Here is a 17,511-nt window from a genome sequence, read left to right on the forward strand (position 1 = left end):
CGCGCGGCCCCCGCCCGTCACGGCGCGCCCCCGGGCCACCTCCGCCCATGGTGGGGCAGGCTCTGGGCGTGGGGTCGCACGGGGTCGAGGGCGGTGCCGCCCGGCCGGCGCGGGCGGTGGTGCGGCTTCTCCCGCCGGTGGTGCGGGGCGACCGGGTCGACTTCGCGTGGGACGGCGACCACCCGGACGCGCTGCAGCTGCGGCGGCGGTGGTCGATGCGCCTGGACGGGGTCCCCCTCGACCGCCTGCACCGCGCCGTCCTGCACGACGTCCTGCTCACCCTCCAGCTGCCCGTGTGGGCGCGACTCGCCGACCGGGTCGTCGTCCGCCTCGCCGAGCCCGTGCCGTCGGTCGTCCTCGACTGGTGGCGGGCCTGGCACGGCGCGTCGCACGTCACCTTCGAGGGCCCGCCGGCGCCGGCGGGCGGTCACGAGCCCTTCGTCGGGCGCCGCCCCCCGCTGCGCGCCGGGGCCGTGGCGGTCAGCTACGGCGGCGGCAAGGACAGCACCCTCGCGGCCCACGCCCTGCTGGCCTCGCGCCCGGCGGAGGACGTGCTGCTGCTGCACGTCGTTCAGCACTTCAGCTCGCGCCCCGTCAGCCGCCTCCGCACCGAGGCCCGCAGCCGCCGCACGGTCCTGGCGCCGGCCCGACGGGCCACCGGGTCACCGGTCCAGGTGGTGCGCATCGACTTCCTCAGCACGCTCACCCCGGCCGGGCGGGCGGTCCGCCCCCACGTCAACCTCTACACCGCCGCACTGCTGCCGGCGCTGCTGCACCACGGCGTGGGGGCGGTCACCGTCAGCCGCACCGCGGGCGGCTACACCGTGCGCGACGCCCCGGACGGCACCCGCGTGTGGGCCAACGCGTCCGGCCGGCCCGAGCGCCTCCTCGCGCTGTCCCGCTACTACGCCTCGGTGCTGGGGGTGCCGCTCGGCGTCGAGAGCACGCACTACGCCGTCACCGAGACCGTCTCGTTCCGGGCGCTGCAGCGCCTGCACCCCGAGGCCCACGCGGGCATGGTCATGTGCATGCGGACCAGGGCGCGCCGCCGCTTCTGCGGCGCGTGCCCGAAGTGCACGGAGTTCGCGCTGCTCGCGCTGTCCTCGGCCGCCGCCGCCGGCCGGCCGGACGCGCTCGTCACCGGGCTCGACCTCGACCGGTTGCTCGCCCGGTCACCGCACGTCCTCGAGCTGGTCGCGGCCGCCCGCGCGACCGGCGACCGCGTCGCGTGGCACGGCAGCGGGCCCTTCGCGCCGGCCATCGGCACGCGCTCGCACTTCGCCGGGTTCTGCCACGCGCTGCACGAGGTGCGCGAGGGCGGCGTCGTGGTCGACCTGGGCCGGGCCGCCCGGGACAACCTCGCGGTGCTGACCGGTACCTGGGGCCGCCGGGCCTTCCCGGCCGTCACGACGGTCGACGAGCGCGCGCTGCGGGCGTGCGGGCCGCTCGCGCGCGAGGTCGCGCTGCACGCGGCCGGGGCCACCGGGGTGCGCGCGCTCGGCGAGGACCTCGCCGACGTGCTGCTCGTGGGCAACGCGCGGGCCCGGTTCGACCACGACCTCGGCATGCCCGTGCCGGAGCTCGACGCGGTGCTGGCCGGCACCGGCCGGGGCGAGGCGGCGCCGTCCGGCACCGACCCGCTCACGGCGTGAAGTCGGGCTCCCGCTCGCCGTCGCCGAGGAAGTGGCGGATGGCCGCGACGCAGCGGGCCGCCGCGCGCCCGTCGCCGTAGGGGTTGACGGCGTTGGCCATCGCGGCGTGGGCCGCGGGGTCGCGGAAGAGCTCGAGCACCGCCTCGCGGACCCGCGCCCGGTCGGTGCCGACCAGCCGGACCGTGCCCGCCTCGACCGCCTCGGGCCGCTCGGTGTTCTCGCGGATGACGAGGACGGGCTTGCCGAGGCTCGGCGCCTCCTCCTGCACGCCGCCGGAGTCGGTGAGCACGACGTGGGCGCGGTTCATGAGCCGGGCGAACTCCGCGTACTCCAGCGGCTCGGTGAGCAGCACGTTGGGCAGGTCCCCCACCGCGGGGAGGACGGCCTCGCGCACCACCGGGTTGCGGTGCAGCGGCAGGACGACGAGCAGGTCGGGCAGCTCGCGCGCCACGTCCGCGACGGCGCCCGCCACCTCGGCCATCGGCGCGCCCCACGACTCCCGGCGGTGGGTGGTGACGAGCAGCACCTGCCGGGGGTCGTCGTCGAGGTGCCTCAGCTCCTCGCTGCGCAGGGCGGAGTCGGCGCCCACCACCGACAGCAGCGCGTCGATGACCGTGTTGCCGGTGACGGCGACGTCGGCGGCCGGGACGCCCTCGCGCAGCAGGTTGGCCCGGCTCGTCGCCGTGGGCGCGAGGTGCACCGACGTCAGCTGCCCCGTCACCCGGCGGTTGATCTCCTCCGGGAACGGGTTGTACCGCTCGTGGGTGCGCAGCCCTGCCTCCAGGTGCACGACCGGCACCTTCTCGTAGGCCGCGGCGAGCGCGGCGACCGTGGAGGTGGTGGTGTCGCCCTGCACGACCACGGCGTCCGGCCGCTCCTCCTGCAGGATGCGGGTGACGCCCTCCAGCGACCGCACGGTCACGTCGACCAGCGTCTGCCGCGGTTGGATGATGTCGAGGTCGTGGGCGGGGCGGATGCCGAACAGGTCGTTGACCTGGTCGAGCATCTCGCGGTGCTGGCCGGTGACGGCCACGACGGGGGTGAGGCCCTCGGCCTGCTCCAGGGCCGTCACGAGCGGGGCGACCTTGATCGCCTCGGGCCGGGTGCCGTAGACGAGCAGGACCTTGCGCTCCGCGCTCACGCAGGCGTCCCCGCGGCGTCGACGAGGTGCCGCCACTGCCCCCGTGTGTCGACGACCGGCCGCTCGCCGAGCCGGGCGGTGTCGACCGCGGCGAAGGCGCTGTGGTCGACGAGCAGCACGAAGGACTGCGCGTCGGCCAGCGCGGTGTCGAGGTCGACGAGGCGCACGTTGCGCCGGTTGGCCAGCGAGCGGGGCAGCGCCTCCACGTGCGGCTCGACCGCGAGGACCGTGCCGCGCTCGCCGAGCTCGTCGGCGAGCCGCTCGGCGACGTGCAGCGCGGGGGACTCCCGCAGGTCGTCGATGTCGGCCTTGAACGCCAGCCCGAGCGCGGCCACGGTGACGGGGCCCTCGGCGGGCAGCGTCGCGAGCGCCTTCGCGACGACCTGCTCGGGGCGCGCGTCGTTGATCTCGCGCGCCTGCCGGATGAGGTGGCTGCGGTCCGGCGCCGCGGCCACGATGAACCACGGGTCCACCGCGATGCAGTGCCCGCCCACGCCCGGTCCGGGCTTGAGGATGTTGACGCGCGGGTGGCGGTTCGCCAGCTCGATGAGGCGCCAGACGTCCACGCCCAGGTGGTCGCAGATGCCCGCGAGCTCGTTGGCGAAGGCGATGTTGACGTCGCGGAAGGAGTTCTCGACCAGCTTGCACAGCTCGGCCGTCACCGCGTCGGTGAGGAACAGCTGGCCCTCGCAGAACGTCCGGTAGACGTCGGCGGCCCGCTCGGCGCACGCGGGCGTCAGCCCGCCGATCACGCGGTCGTTCTCGACGAGCTCGACCATGATGCGTCCGGGCAGCACGCGCTCGGGGCAGTGGGCGAGGCTCACCTCGGGTCGCCCGTCGCCCGCACCCGCGACGGCCAGGTCCGGGCGGGCCGCGAGCAGCCAGCGCCCCATCTGCTCGGTCGCGCCGGGCGGCGACGTCGACTCGAGGATGACGATCTCCCCGCCGCGGAGGCGGGGGGCGACGGCCTCGGCGGCCGCCCGCACGTAGGACAGGTCGGCCGTGCGGTCGGCGAGGAAGGGCGTCGGCACCGCGATGATGTAGGCGTCGGCCTCCGGCACCTCGGTCGTCGCGGACAGGTTGCCGGCGCGCACCGCGCGCTCGAGCACCTCGGCGAGGTCGGGCTCCACGAACGGTGCCTCGCCGGCGTTCACGGCGGCCACGGTCGCCTCGTTGACGTCGACGCCGACGACGCGCGTGCCCCGGTCGCTGATCGCGACCGCGGTGGGCAGGCCGATGTAGCCGAGCCCCACGACCGCCACGGTCTGAAGATCTGTCACGCGAGAGGTCTCACTTCCGTGCTCGGGGTTGTCCCGGGGGTGTCGGCCCCCGGTGCGCGCGACACTGTAGCCGCGCCCGTCGGTGCGACCGGGAGGTCACACCGTGACGTGCAGCTCGCCGTCGCCGTAGAAGAGGACCTGCGAGCTGCGGGCGAGGATCTGGCGGTCGCCGATGGTCCACGTGTGCTCGCTGGCGTCGCTGGAGCGGTAGCTGAGGAAGTTGTAGCGGTCCGCGGAGTACACGAGGTGCCCCGCGTCCCGCAGCCGGGTGAGGAAGTCGGTGTCGACGGCACGGGGGATGTCGGAGAACCCGACCTCCCGCGACACGTCGGTGCGGCCCACGATCGTGCCGCCCTGCACGAGGTCGACGAAGCGGTGCTCGCGCGCCGCGAAGCGCAGCATGTTGGCCTGGTCGCTGCGCAGGTGCACGTAGTGGGCGAGCTTGCCGACCACGGCGGCGTCGGTGTACTCGAAGGCCGTCATGAGGTCGGCGAGGTACTCCGGGCCGTAGTAGTTGTCGTCGTCGACCTTGGCGAAGAACGGCATGCGGACGGCGCTGAGGCCGACGCTCATGCAGTGCCCGAGCGTGCGGTCGGCGGAGACGGGGACGACGCGCACGTCGAGGCCCGACAGCTCGCGCAGCTGCTCGAGGCGCTCGTCGTCGACCTCGAAGCCGTGCGCGACGACCACGACCTCCAGCGGGCGGTAGGTCTGCGCGCCCATGAGGCGCAGGATCTGCTCGAGGTTCTGCGGCCGCATGGTGGGGATCACGACGGTGACGCCCTCGGGGGCCGGCGTCGTGGGGACGCCCACGAGGTCGAGCACCTGCTCGGCGCGGTGGGAGTACGTGTGGTGGCGGTGCACGAAGCGCATCGCCTTGTGCACGGCGCGCTCGCGGTACTCGGGGCTGGCGAGCAGCAGGCGCAGCAGGTCCCGCGCGGAGTCGGCGTCGTCCGCGGTCGCGATGAGGTCGCCGAAGGTCGCCTCGATGCCGGCGGACGGCGTCGACAGCACGGCCGTGCCGCACGAGGTCAGCTCGAACACGCGCCGGGCGCACATGGTGCGGGAGCCGGTCACGGAGTTGACGTTGAGGAACACCTTGTACGCGCGGTACGCCGACAGCATGGAGCGGTACGGCAGCGAGCCGCGCACGTGCTTCTGCCAGCGCGGCGGGAACCAGTAGCGCTGGTCCTCCCCCTGCATCCGGCTGTAGATGTCGAGGTCGGCGCGGGCGGCCTTCGCCGCCCCCAGCAGCATCTCCAGCTGGCGGCGGCGGTCCTCGTGCTTCTCCGCGAACCACGTCCCGGCGAAGGCGACGTCGTAGCGGTGCCGCGCCCCGCCGTTGGCGGGGTTGTGCACCGCGAGCTGGGCCGCGAACTGCATGACGGAGACCCGGTCGTGGCCGAGGTCCTCGCGGTAGCGGGGCACGCAGTCCTCGTCGACGGTGAGCACGTGGTCGAACAGCCTGGCCGTGTCGACGAAGCGCTCGTAGTTCGGCGGGTCCTCCTTGTTCCAGAACACCGTGGGCACGCCCTTGGCGCGGAACGCCGCGACCATCTCCCGCAGCGGTGCGGACGGGGCGTTCGTGCCCGTCATCGCGTAGTTCCACGCGCCGCCGTTGCCGCGCCAGGCCGACTCCGCGAACAGCAGGTCGACGCCCTCGTCGAGCACCTGCTGCCACGACTGCGGCGTCACGGGGACCCCGTGCCACTCCGGCGCGAACGCCGTCTGCGAGAACTCGTCGAGCAGCGTCGCCACCCGCACGTCGCGCGGGCGGGCCGAGCGCTCCGGCGCCTCGGGCAGCTCCGGCAGCGACGGACCGCGCGCCACCGACGGCGCGTCGCGGCCCGCGGCGACCACCGGGCGGGGCGTGGCGGACGGGCGCACGGCCCGCACGACGCCGGCGGGCAGCGAGCGCAGCCGCGACGGGTCGCGGCGGACGTGCCACAGCAGCCGCCGCACCTCCAGAGCCCGGCGTCGCAGCGCCCGGCCCACGGACCGGCGGGGTCGGCTGTCGCGGCTCGCGCCACTGCTCATGCGTTCGGTGTCCGTCCGTCGGGGGTTGTCGAGCAGGGGCCGATGGTACTGGGGCGCCCCGATGCGCCAGACTGCTCGCCCCATGCCTGCGTTGTCCCTGCCGACACGGCTGCTCCTGCTCGTGCGGGCGGCCCTCACGCGCGCCCGGACCGACCCGTCGCTCGCGGGCCGGTGGCTGCTCACCCGCCGCGGGGCGCAGGGCCGGGTGGTGTCGGTCGCGCTGCGCGCGCTGCGGCCGGTCGCACCCGACGCGGTGGCGGTCCTGCGCGGCGCCGAGGTGACGTCCGGTCGCGGCGGGCTCGTCGTGTGGGCGGCGCTGGCCGCGGGCCGGGCGGACCTCGCCGACCGGCTCTCCCGCGGCGGCGGCAGCGACGGCGGCCCGGCCGCCGTCTCCCGGCTGCGCGCGGCGACGCTGTGGCAGCTCGGCCGCTGGGACGAGGCGGTGGCCGCCGCCCCCGCCGGGTCGTGGCTGCACCGCCGGCTGGCCGCGGAACGGGACGCGCAGCTGCACCCGCTGCCCGGTCCGGTCCCTCCGGCGGCGCCGCGCCCACCCGGCCTGTCGCGACCGGCCGGGGAGCCGCGCGTGCTGCACCTCGTCACGAACTGCCTGCCGTGGACCCGCAGCGGCTACACCGCCCGCACCCGCGAGGTGCTGCGCGCGCAGCGGGACGCAGGGGTGCAGGTGGCGGTCGCCGCGGCCTTCGGGTACCCGGCCACCATCCTGCGGCTGCCCCCGCCGGGCACGGTCGTCGTCGACGGCGTCCCCCACCACCTGCTGCTCCCCCGGCGCTGGCCGCACGAGGTCGCCGCGGAGCGGGACGCCGCGGTCCGGCTGCTGTCCGACGTCGTGCGCAGGGAGCGCCCCGACGTGCTCCACGCCCACAGCCACCACCCCAACGCCGCCCTCGCGCTGGAGGTGGGGCGGCGCCTCGGCCTGCCGGTCGTCTACGAGGTGCGCGGCCTGCTGCACGAGACGTGGGCGCACGGGCGCGGGCCCGGCGCGGAGGACACCGAGCGCTACCGGGTCCACCGCGAGCGCGAGGCGGAGGCGTGGCGCGCGGCCGACGTCGTCCTCACCCTCGGCGAGGCGATGCGGGCGCGCGTGCTCGCGGCCGCCCCCGGCGTCGACGTCCGGCTCGTGCCGAACGCCGTCGGCGCCGAGCTGCTCGAGGCCCTCGCCCGGCCGGACCGCGCGGCCGTGCGGGCGCGCACCCGGGAGCGCCTCGGCGTGGCCGAGCACGAGCTGCTCGTCGGGTCGGTGTCCAGCGTCGTGGGCTACGAGGGCTTCGACGTGCTCGCGGACGCGCTCGCCGCGCCGGGGGCCCCGGCCGGCGTCCGCGGCCTCGTCGTGGGGGACGGGGCCGACCTGCCGCGGCTGCGGGAGCGGGCGGCCGCGCTGCCGGCGGGGCGGCTGCTGCTGCCGGGCCGGGTCGCGGCCGAGGACGTGCCGGCGCACCTGGCGGCCCTCGACGTCTTCGTCGTGCCGCGGACCGACTCGACCGTCACCCGGGTCGTCACCCCGCTGAAGCCCGCGGAGGCGATGGCCGCCGCGCTGCCGCTCGTGGTGAGCGACCTGCCGGCGCTGCGCGAGTTCGTCGACGACGGCGTCGAGGGCCTGCTCGTGCCGCCCGGCGACCCGGGCGCCCTCGCGCGGGCGCTGGCGCGGCTGGTCGACCCGGGCCGCCGGGCCGCCGCGGGCGAGGCGGGGCGGCGGCGCGTGCTGGCCACGCGCACGTGGTCGGCCAACGGGCGGGCCTATCGTCAGGTGTACGAGGAGGTGCTGGGATGAGTGCACCGGTGCTGGACCGCGACCGGTCCGCGCGGCTGGAGGAGCTCGCGACCGGGGCGCGGCTGTCCCTGGTCGGGCGCCGCCCCGGCCTCGGCACCTACCTGCAGCGGCTGTGGGGGCGGCGCTCGTTCCTCGCGGCGATGGCCGCGGGCCGGCTGCGCGCGAAGAACGCCTCGGACCGGCTGGGCGTGCTGTGGCTCGCGCTCACGCCCCTGCTCGCCGGCGCCGCGTACTACCTCGTCTTCGGGGTGGTGCTCGACACCCGGGACGGCGTGGAGAACTTCGTCGGGTTCCTCATCATCGGGATCTTCTTCTTCCAGTACACCGCGCGCGGCATCCTCGAGGGCTCCAAGTCGGTGACGAGCAACCGCAAGCTCATCCAGGCGCTCGCCTTCCCGCGGGCGGTGCTGCCGATCTCCACGGTGCTGCGGCAGGCGTGGGAGTTCCTCCCCGCCCTGGGGATCATGCTCGCGATCATCGCCTTCACCGACCCCGTCCTGTCGTGGCGGTGGGCGCTGCTGCCGGTGCTCGTGCTCATGGTGACGGTCTTCAACCTCGGGGCGGTGCTCCTCACGGCCCGGCTCACCGCGCACGTGAGCGACGTGACCAACGTGCTGCCGTTCCTCACGCGCATCTGGCTGTACACCTCGGGGGTCTTCTTCTCCTTCGAGGACCGCTTCGACGACCCGACCGCCCTCGCCCTCGTTCAGGCCAACCCGATGCACGTGTACCTCACCCTCGTGCGGGACTCGCTGCTGTACGGCGAGACGAGCCCGCCGTCGTACTGGCTGACGGGCGCCGCGTGGGCGCTCGTGCTCCTCGTGGTCGGCTTCGTCGTGTTCTGGGCGGCGGAGGAGAAGTACACCCGTGACTGACACGCGCGAGCAGGCGGCGCCCGCCGTCACCCCCGCGACCCCGGACGCCCCGCCCTCGGTCGTCCTCGACGACGTGTCCGTCACGTTCCGCGTCAACGTCGACGGGCGTCGCAAGGGCGCCGACGGTGCCCGCCCGGACCGGGTGACGACCGTGCAGGCCGTGCGCGGCATGTCGCTGGTCGTGCGCCGCGGCGAGGCGGTCGGCGTCATCGGCAAGAACGGCTCCGGCAAGAGCACGCTGCTGCGCGCGATCGCCGGGCTCGCGCCCGTCACGGGCGGGCGGGTGTGGGCGGCGTCGGACCCGACCCTGCTCGGCGTGAACGCCGCGCTCGTGCCCGCGCTGTCCGGCGCGCGCAACATCGTGCTCGGCTGCCTCGCGCTCGGCATGACCCGGCGCGAGGCGCAGGCGGCCTTCGACGACATCGTCGACTTCGCGGGCATCGGCGACGCGGTGTACCGGCCCATGTCGACCTACTCCTCGGGCATGGGCTCCCGGCTGCGCTTCGCCATCACGACGGCGCGCGTGCCCGACATCCTCCTCGTCGACGAGGCCCTCAACACCGGTGACGCCGACTTCCGCGAGCGCTCCGAGACGCGGATCAACGAGCTGCGCGCCCAGGCGGGGTCGGTGTTCCTCGTGAGCCACAGCATGGCGACGGTCGAGCAGACCTGCTCGCGGGTCGTGTGGATGGACAACGGCGTGCTCCGCCTCGACGGGCCGACGGACTACGTCGTCAAGCGCTACCGCAACTACTTCGCGCAGCGGAAGCTCGCCCGCGCGGAGGGCCGGTCGGACCCGCCGCTGCCGGGCCCCGTGCTCGGCCTGGACGAGCAGCTGCGGGCCGTGCACGCCGACCCGCAGGACGACCGCTGGCAGCGGGGCTGAGCCGTCGTCACGTCCGGGTCGGGCGCTCGGGCTCCTGCCGCTGGCCGAACCACACGAGCTCGACCCGGCGCACCGCGGCGCGCCCGCGCCCGCCGAGCACGCGCGAGACGCCGTAGCCCGCGCCGACGAGCGCGCGGGCGAGCCCGACCGGCAGGTGCCGCGGCTCGTGGCCGCCGAGGGCGCGCAGCAGCGACGCCGTCGTCCAGCCCTCCCACGGCTGCAGCGCGACGTCGGGCGGGTCGGGGTCCTCGCCGAGCGCGACGACCCACGCCCCGAGCCCCTCGGCGCTCGTCACGGGCACCGGGTCCTCCCCCGCGCCGGCCACGCTGGACAGGCGGGAGCGGGCCAGGCGCTCGAGCCGGCGGGTCGTGGCCCGGTCGGGCCCCTGCACGCTCGTCGCGCGGGCGACGACGACGCGGGGCGCGGTGTGGGGCCGGAGCAGGGCGAGGGTGCGCTCCCCCGCCGCCTTGGCCGCGGCGTAGGGGCTGCGGGGGTCGAGCTCGTCGGAGGCGTCGAGGACGGCGCGCTCGCCCTGCACGGCGGCCGAGGACACGTGCACGACCCGCGGCGTGCCCGCCCGGCGGGCCGCGAGGACCACGACGACCGGCAGCAGGGCGTCCGCGCCGGTGAGGCCGGGCGAGGCGGCGGCGCCGGGCGCCGCGAGCCCCGCCGCGTTGACGACCACGTCGCTGCCCGCCAGGGCCGGGGCGAGGCGCTCCGCGGGCAGCCGGGCGAGGTCGAGCAGCTGCTCGGGCGTGCTCCCCACGGGTGCGCTCAGCCGGGGCGCGGGCAGCGCACGGGCGTCGTGGCCCGCGGCCGCCGCCGCGGCCAGCACGGCCCGGCCGACGAACCCGCTGCCGCCGAGGACCACCCAGCGGCTCACGCGAGGTCCTCGAGCAGCGCGAGCCAGCGCCCGGCGAGCACGGCGTCGTCCGCCTCGGCCGCGACCCACGCCCGGGGGGCGCCCCCGACGTCGAGGCGCTCCGGCGCCGCGCGCAGGTCCCGCCACAGCGCCGCGAGCGCGGCGGGGTCCTCCGGCGGCACGACGTCCCCGCCACCGGCCGCCCGGACGGTGTCGGCGGCCTCCCCGGCCACGGCGGCGCTCACGTGCCGGCCCGCCGCGAGGAGCTCGTAGAGCTTCGACGGCACCGTCGCCCGGAACGAGGGCCAGTCCCGCAGCGTGACGAGCGCGGTGTGGTGCTCCACGAGCAGGGCCCGCACCCCGGCGGGGTCCGTCGGCGGCAGCACCCGGACGAGGTCCGGCTCGGGCAGCCGCGCGCGCTCGGCACGCACCTGCGGCAGGGCCGCGCCGTGCCCGACGACGGTGAGCGTGACGGTGCCGGGCGGGCACAGCGCGAGCGCCCGCACCGCCACGTGCACCGCCTGGCTCTCCCCGACCGTCCCGGCGTACAGCACCCGCAGCGGCTCCTCCGCGCCGGGCGCCGTCACGGGCGGCAGGGGCGGGGTGGCGGCGAGCTCGGTGCCGTTCGCGACGTGGACGACGCGGCGCGCGCCGCGCCCGCGCAGCGTCCCGGCGAACCGGGCGCTCACGGCCACGACGGCGTCCGCGCCGACCTGCAGCGCGGTGACGGCCCGGGCCAGCACCGCCCGCACCGGGGCCGGGCCGGCGCCGGCGTCGTGCAGCAGGTCGGGCCAGGCGTCGCGCATCTCCACCACGAGCCGGGCGCGGGCGAGGCTCGCGACGAGGCGCCCCACGACGAGCGTCGGCAGGCCGGGCACGGTCGCGACGACGACGTCGGGCCGCGAGCGGAGCCCGGCGGGCAGCCCGCCCACCGCGACCCGCAGCTGGTCGAGCGCGCGGCGCCCGCGCCCGCCGTCGTAGGGCACGTACGGCACGCGCACGACGGTCTCGCCGTGCCGGCCGGTGTGCCGCCCGGGCCGGGGCGCGCCCGCCGCCGCGCGGCCCACGGGGTAGTGCGGGACGGTCGTCACGACCGTCACCTCGTGCCCGGCGGCGACCAGCCGCGGCACGAAGGCGGTCCAGCGCCGCTGCGGCGCGCCCACCTCGGGCTCGTAGTAGTGGGTGAGCAGCGTGACGCGCATCAGGCGCGCCGGGCGCGCGCGACCGCACCCCACGGGGAGGGGTGGCCGAGCCACGCGGGCAGCTTGACCCACGCCCAGCCGAGCAGGACCAGCAGCACGCCCCCGGCCAGGCGCCACACGAGCGCCTGCTCGGCGACGGCCGTGGCGAGCGCGACGGCGAGCGCGGTGGCGCCGGCGGCGGCGAGCGACACCTGCCGGTGCGACCAGCCGGCGTCGGTGAGCCGCTGGTAGGCGTGGGTGCGGTGCGGCAGGTACCAGCGCTCCCCCGCCGCGACCCGCAGCACGAGGGTGTGGGCGGTGTCGGCGAGCCACACGACCAGCGGCGCGAGCGCCATCTCCAGCGGCAGACCGGTGAGGAACCCCGCGCCGGCGAGGAACGCGACCATCGCCCCGACCCCGTAGGAGCCGACGTCGCCGAGGAACAGCCGCGCGGGCCCGCCCGAGGCGCCGTTGAACGGCAGGAACGCGGCCCCGGCCGCGGCCACGACGAGGCCCGCGGGCAGGAGCCAGCCCGTGTCCGCCGGGGACCGGTCGACGGTGACGACGCCCATCACGGCGAAGCCGGCGCCCGCGACGAGGCAGTGCAGGCCCGTCATGGTGTTGAGCCCGTCCATGAAGTTGACGGCGTTGACGTACGCGGCGGTCGCGACCGCCGCCACCGGCACCCACACCCAGCTGACGTCGTCCAGGGCGACGACGAGCAGGCCCGCCCCCGCGCCGACGACGAGCTGCAGGACCGCCCGCACCGCGGGCGGCACGCCCCGTGCGTCGTCGACGAGACCGACGAGCCCCGCGGCCACGGCCACCCCCGCGAGCGACGGCAGCCAGCCGCCGCCGAGGACCGGCGCCGCGGGGGCGAGCGCGAGCGCGGCGAGAGCGGCGGCGACGACGCCGAGCAGCACGGCGATGCCACCGCCGCGCGGCGTCGGCACCGTGTGCGACGAGCGGTCGCCGGGGGCGTCGAGCAGGTGCGCCCGGCGCAGCAGGTCCGGCAGCGCGAGGGACACCACGGCGGTGACGACGGCGGCGACCGCGGCGACGACGAGGGAGGCGCCGAGGTCGCTCACGTGGCGCCGACCTCGCTCCCCGGGCGCCGCGGCGCGCCGACGAGCCCGGACTCCGAGGCCGCGCGCAGCGCCGCGACGACCTCGGTGCGGGGCCGGTGCGGGTCGAGGTGGACGACGGCGTCGGCCGGCAGCGGCGGCACCGGCACGTGGGTGATGAGCGGGTGCGAGCGGCGGGTGCCGACCTCGGCCGCGCCGATGAGGTCCTCGTGCAGCTTCTCCCCCGGGCGCAGCCCGGTCTCGACGACCTGCACGGTCGCGCCGGCGAGGTCGGCGATCCGCGCCGCGATCTCGGCGATGAGGACGGGCTCGCCCATGTCGAGGACGAGGCTCTCGCCCGCCCCGCCGATCGCGCCGCACTGGATGACGAGCTCGACGGCCTCCGGCACGGTCATGAAGTACCGGGTGACGCGACGGTCGGTGACGGTCACCGGGCCGCCGCGGGCCACCTGGTCGGCGAAGGTGTGGAGCACCGAGCCGCGGCTGCCGAGCACGTTGCCGAAGCGCACGCTCATGTACAGCGAGCCGTCGCGGGCGAAGTCGGCGGTGAGCCGCTCCGCGACGCGCTTGGACCAGCCGAGCACGCTCGTGGGGTCGGCGGCCTTGTCGGTGGAGATGTTGATGAACCGCTCGACGCCCGCGTCCTTCGCGGCCCGCAGCACGTTGAGGGTGCCCCACACGTTGCTCTGCAGCGCCTCGCCGGGGTGGGCCTCCACGAGCGGCAGGTGCTTGAGCGCGGCGGCGTGGAACACGACGTCCGGGCGGTGCTCGGCGAACACCTCTCGCAGCCGCTCGGGGTCGCGGATGTCGGCGAGCACGAGGTTGCGGTCCTCGAGCAGCGCGTGGCCCTCGATGCTCAGCTGGACCGCGTGCAGCGCCGACTCGTCGCGCTCGAGCATGACGAGCGCCGCCGGGTGGAACGCGTGGATCTGCCGGCACAGCTCGGACCCGATCGACCCGCCCGCCCCGGTCACGAGCACCCGGCGCCCCGTCAGGTACATCGCGATCTCGTGCACGTCGGTGGAGATCTGGTGCCGGCCGAGCAGGTCCTCGACCGTGAGCGCCCGGATGTCGCCGAGCTCGATCTGGCTGCCGAGCATGCGGCTCGTGCTCGGCACGCTCAGCAGCCGCAGGCCCGCCGCCCGGCTGGTCGCCGTCAGCTGGCGGACGTCCGCCGCCGACGCGGTGCGGACGGCGAGCACGACCGTGCTCGCCCCCGTGCGCCGCGCGAGGTCGGCGAGCTGCGCGCTCGTGCCGAGGACGCGCACGCCCTCGATGCGGAGGTTCTTCTTGCCCGGGTCGTCGTCCACGAGCCCGACGGGCCGGTAGGGGCTCGAAGGGTCCTTCAGCATCGCCCGGATCACCTGGTAGCCGCTCTCGCCCGCCCCGAGGACGAGGACCCGCTCGGTGTCGGACCCGGGGGCGGACTGCGCGTCGATGGCGCGCCGCCCGATCCAGCGCAGCCCGGCCATGCCGATGAGCGCGATCGCGGCGGACACGACGGGCACCGACAGCGGCACGACGCGCAGGCCGTCGGAGGCGGTGACGAGGACGGTGAAGGCGAGCCCGGCCACGGCGGACACGCCCACGACGACCGCCAGGACGCTGATCTCCTCGAACGAGCCGTAGCGGTACTGCCCGCGGTACACGACCGCCGTGCCGACGGCCAGCAGGACCACGACCACGACGAGCAGGTACCAGACGAGGCCGACGGGGTCGACGGTGCGGAAGGCGGTGAGGTCGAGGCGGGCCGTGACGGTGAGGAGCGTCGCGCCGATGAGGACGACCGCGTCGAGGCCGGCCTTGGTCGGGCCGGTCCACCAGCGCACGAACGTGCTGCCGCGGCGGTGGCCGGGCTCGGACCGCGGGCCGCGCCCCCCGCCCGCCGCCGCGTCCGCGGGCGCCACGTCGTCGGACCCGCTGTCCACGACCGTCTCCGTTCTCCGTCGTCTGGCCGTCCGCCACCATAGCCGTCGGGTGCCTCCGGCCCGGTGCAGCCGGTGCCCGCCGCGCGCCGGGTCAGCCGGCGGGCTGCTCGGCGGGGCCGGTCCGGTCCCGGGCGGCCTCGAGCGCGAGCAGCCCGAGCGCGCACAGCACGTACTCCCGGTCCACGACCGGGACCGCCCCGTCCGGCACGTGCCACGCACCCGCGTGGTCGGCGAGCACGGCCCCGAGCACGCCGTGCGCGAGGTCGTCGCCGCCGTGGCGCAGCACGCCGCCGGAGCCGACGAGCAGCTCGACGTCGCGCAGCGGGCGGCCGGGTGCCCCCGGGACCTGCGGGCGCGCGTGCCGGCGCACGGCCGTGAGCGCGGCCGCGGTCGCGAGCGAGGCGTCCAGCCGCCGCGCCCGCGGGTCCTCGGCGAGCGCGTCGGGCCGTCGGGCGAGCTCGTGGGCGGCGGCCGCGGCCCCGTCGGTGTCGAGCGCGAGCCCGTGCGACGCGGTGAGCCGCTCGGCCCGCGCCGCCTCGACCGCCCCCGGCGCCGACCACCGCATCCCGAGGTCGCCCTCCACCGTCCGGGAGGCGACCTCCAGCCCGGCGACGTCGTCCTCGGCGGCGTCGGCCGCGGCCTGCGACAGCACGGAGTACACGTCGGTCGTCGCACCGCCGACGTCGACGACGAGCACGCCGCCCGGGAAGCCGCGGGCCAGCTGCTCCACGCCGGCGAGGACCGCGTCGGGCGTGGCGGCGAGGACGAGCCGGGCGAAGCCCCGGCCGCGCGAGAGCCGCTCGCCCCCGATCACGTGGCGCAGGAACGCGCGCCGCACCGCGTCGCGCGCGGGCCCCGGCCGCAGGTCGCCGATGCGGGGCAGGACGTTGCCCACGCGCGTCACGGCCACGCCCGCGGTCGCGAGGGAGCCCTCCGCGACCTGCGCGACGTCGGCGTTGCCGGCGAGCACGACGGGCAGGGCGGCCGCCGCGAGCGGCCCCGCGAGCACGGCCGCGTTCGCGAGCAGGACCTCGCCGTCGCCGCCGTCGGTGCCGCCGGTGAGCACGACGACGTCGGGCCGGGCGCCGAGCAGCCCGTCGACCTCGGCGGCGCCCAGCCGCCCCGCGGCGAGGTGGACGACCCGGCCCCCCGCCGACACCGCCGCGCGCCGTGCCGCCTCGGCCGTCACGGCGCGCTCGTAGCCCACGACCCCGAGCCGCAGCCCGCCGCCGGCGGAGGAGCACACGAGCGGCTGCCCGAGCGCGACGGGGTGCACGCCCGCGCGCTCCCCCAGCAGCCCGACGACCCCCGCGACACCGTCCGCGACGTCGGTGTCGAGGGTCGTCCGGTGCTGGGCCGTCGCGACGACGGCCGGTGCGCGCAGCCACCCGCCCGCCACCTCGAGACCGTCCGTCAGCGCGGCCGGCCCGGCGTCGCCGGCGTCGACGAGCAGCCCCTTCGTCCACGTCGACCCCACGTCGACGCAGACCCGCAGCGAGGTCACGGCGTGCGCGGGGGCACTCAGGCGGAGGCGGCCGCGAGCGCGGCGTCGAGGTCGGCGAGCAGGTCCTCGACGTCCTCCAGCCCCACGGACAGCCGCACGAGGTCGTCGGGGACCTCCAGCGGCGAGCCGGCGACCGAGGCGTGCGTCATGGCGCCCGGGTGCTCGATGAGGGACTCGATGCCGCCGAGGCTCTCGGCGAGGGTGAAGACCGTCGTCCCGGCGCACGCCTTGAGCGCGGCCTCGCGGCCGCGGCGCAGCCGGAAGCTCACCATGCCGCCGCCGAGGCGCATCTGCCGCGCGGCCACCTCGTGCCCGGGGTGCTCCGGCAGCCCGGGGTAGAGCACCTCGGAGACGGCGTCGTGCCCGAGGAGGAACTCCGCGACGCGCGCCGCGGAGGCGCTGTGGCGCTCCATGCGCACCGCGAGGGTCTTGAGACCGCGCAGCGTGAGCCACGCGTCGAAGGGCCCCGCGACCGCCCCCATCGCGTTCTGGTGCCACGCGAGCCGGTCCGCGAGCGGCTCCTCGGAGTACGGGTCGCGCACCGCGTCGGCGGCCTCCGGGGCCCGGGTGACGAGCGCGCCGCCCACGACGTCGCTGTGCCCGCCCACGTACTTGGTCGTGGAGTGCACGACGACGTCCGCGCCCAGCTCGAGCGGGTTCTGCAGGTAGGGCGTGGCGAAGGTGTTGTCGACGACGAGCAGGGCGCCCGCCTCGTGCGCGACCTCCGCCACCGCGGCGACGTCGGTGATGCCGAGCAGCGGGTTCGTGGGCGTCTCCACCCACACCAGACGCGTGCGGCCGGGCTGCAGCGCCGCCCGGACGGCGTCGGGTCCGCCGCCGGCCGCGGTCGTGGACGCCACCCCCCACGGCTCGGCGACGCGCGCGAAGAGCCGGTACGTGCCGCCGTACGCGTCCCCGGGCAGGACCGCGTGGTCGCCCGGGCGCGTGAGGGTGCGGATGACGGCGTCCTCCGCGGCGAGGCCCGAGGCGAACGCGAGCGCCCGTGTCGGCTCCCCGCCCGCGGACTCGACCGCGGCGAAGGCCCGCTCGAACGCGGTCCGGGTCGGGTTGCCGGACCGGCTGTACTCGTAGCCGACGCCCAGCCCGGTGCGCAGCCCGCCGACGCCGTCCTGCGCGAAGGTCGACGTCTGGTAGATCGGCGGGATGACGGCCCCGGTCGCCGGGTCCGGCTCGGAGCCGACGTGGATCGCGCGGGTGGAGAAGCCCGGGGCCCGGTCAGACGTCACCACCGAAGGCTAGCCACCCGCGCGGGCCGCCCCGGCACCCGGCC

Annotated in this window: 13 protein-coding genes; 4 read left to right on the top strand and 9 right to left on the bottom strand. The window is 77.0% G+C overall.

Annotated features, from left to right (window positions below; translation table 11 throughout):
- Window positions 1–68: 68 nt before the first annotated feature.
- Window positions 69–1,652, top strand: a complete 1,584-nt coding sequence (locus tag WAA21_RS15070; protein WP_336923650.1) for a hypothetical protein — start codon at window positions 69–71, stop codon at window positions 1,650–1,652.
- Here the strand turns inward: WAA21_RS15070 and wecB are convergent.
- The 3 genes from wecB to WAA21_RS15085 all read right to left on the bottom strand — a co-directional run bounded on the left by wecB (window position 1,642) and on the right by WAA21_RS15085 (window position 6,110).
- Complete coding sequence (gene wecB / locus WAA21_RS15075; protein ID WP_336923651.1) at window positions 1,642–2,793, bottom strand: non-hydrolyzing UDP-N-acetylglucosamine 2-epimerase; 1,152 nt, start codon at window positions 2,791–2,793, stop codon at window positions 1,642–1,644. The two genes, WAA21_RS15070 and wecB, sit on opposite strands and share 11 nt — an antisense overlap.
- Window positions 2,790–4,073, bottom strand: coding sequence for a UDP-N-acetyl-D-mannosamine dehydrogenase (wecC, locus tag WAA21_RS15080; RefSeq protein ID WP_336923652.1), 1,284 nt, complete (start codon window positions 4,071–4,073; stop codon window positions 2,790–2,792). Before wecC ends, wecB begins: the two co-directional genes overlap by 4 nt.
- Window positions 4,074–4,169: 96 nt before the next feature.
- The gene (locus WAA21_RS15085) at window positions 4,170–6,110 is read right to left on the bottom strand and encodes a glycosyltransferase family protein (RefSeq protein ID WP_336923653.1); all 1,941 of its coding nucleotides are present in this window, start codon (window positions 6,108–6,110) and stop codon (window positions 4,170–4,172) included.
- Between the two features lie 82 nt (window positions 6,111–6,192).
- Between WAA21_RS15085 and WAA21_RS15090 the strand changes: the two genes are divergently transcribed.
- From WAA21_RS15090 to WAA21_RS15100, 3 genes are read left to right on the top strand one after another with little or no spacing between them, the layout of a single operon-like run.
- Entirely contained in the window at window positions 6,193–7,899 is a 1,707-nt protein-coding gene (locus tag WAA21_RS15090; RefSeq protein WP_336923654.1) for a glycosyltransferase family 4 protein, read from the top strand.
- A complete protein-coding gene (locus WAA21_RS15095) occupies window positions 7,896–8,774 on the top strand; it encodes an ABC transporter permease (RefSeq protein WP_336923655.1) in 879 nt (292 codons plus the stop codon). Before WAA21_RS15090 ends, WAA21_RS15095 begins: the two co-directional genes overlap by 4 nt.
- Entirely contained in the window at window positions 8,767–9,660 is an 894-nt protein-coding gene (locus WAA21_RS15100; RefSeq protein ID WP_336923656.1) for an ABC transporter ATP-binding protein, read from the top strand. The genes WAA21_RS15095 and WAA21_RS15100 overlap by 8 nt, the downstream gene beginning before the upstream one ends.
- A 7-nt stretch (window positions 9,661–9,667) precedes the next feature.
- Here the strand turns inward: WAA21_RS15100 and WAA21_RS15105 are convergent, their stop codons facing one another.
- The 6 genes from WAA21_RS15105 to WAA21_RS15130 form a co-directional block, all read right to left on the bottom strand.
- The gene (locus WAA21_RS15105; protein ID WP_336923657.1) at window positions 9,668–10,543 is read right to left on the bottom strand and encodes an NAD-dependent epimerase/dehydratase family protein; all 876 of its coding nucleotides are present in this window, start codon (window positions 10,541–10,543) and stop codon (window positions 9,668–9,670) included.
- Window positions 10,540–11,724 (bottom strand): glycosyltransferase family 4 protein, encoded by a 1,185-nt coding sequence (locus tag WAA21_RS15110; RefSeq protein ID WP_336923658.1) that lies wholly within the window; start codon window positions 11,722–11,724, stop codon window positions 10,540–10,542. The genes WAA21_RS15105 and WAA21_RS15110 overlap by 4 nt, the downstream gene beginning before the upstream one ends.
- A complete protein-coding gene (locus WAA21_RS15115) occupies window positions 11,724–12,791 on the bottom strand; it encodes a UDP-phosphate glycosyltransferase (protein WP_336923659.1) in 1,068 nt (355 codons plus the stop codon). The genes WAA21_RS15110 and WAA21_RS15115 overlap by 1 nt, the downstream gene beginning before the upstream one ends.
- Window positions 12,788–14,716, bottom strand: coding sequence for a nucleoside-diphosphate sugar epimerase/dehydratase (locus WAA21_RS15120; RefSeq protein ID WP_336923660.1), 1,929 nt, complete (start codon window positions 14,714–14,716; stop codon window positions 12,788–12,790). Before WAA21_RS15120 ends, WAA21_RS15115 begins: the two co-directional genes overlap by 4 nt.
- A gap of 91 nt (window positions 14,717–14,807) precedes the next feature.
- Window positions 14,808–16,220, bottom strand: coding sequence for a glutamate mutase L (locus tag WAA21_RS15125; RefSeq protein ID WP_336923661.1), 1,413 nt, complete (start codon window positions 16,218–16,220; stop codon window positions 14,808–14,810).
- 17 nt (window positions 16,221–16,237) lie between these two features.
- The gene (locus WAA21_RS15130) at window positions 16,238–17,467 is read right to left on the bottom strand and encodes a cystathionine gamma-synthase (RefSeq protein WP_336923662.1); all 1,230 of its coding nucleotides are present in this window, start codon (window positions 17,465–17,467) and stop codon (window positions 16,238–16,240) included.
- Between the last annotated feature and the right edge of the window lie 44 nt (window positions 17,468–17,511).

The sequence above is a fragment of the Aquipuribacter sp. SD81 genome, assembly GCF_037153975.1.
Lineage (GTDB): Bacteria > Actinomycetota > Actinomycetes > Actinomycetales > JBBAYJ01 > Aquipuribacter.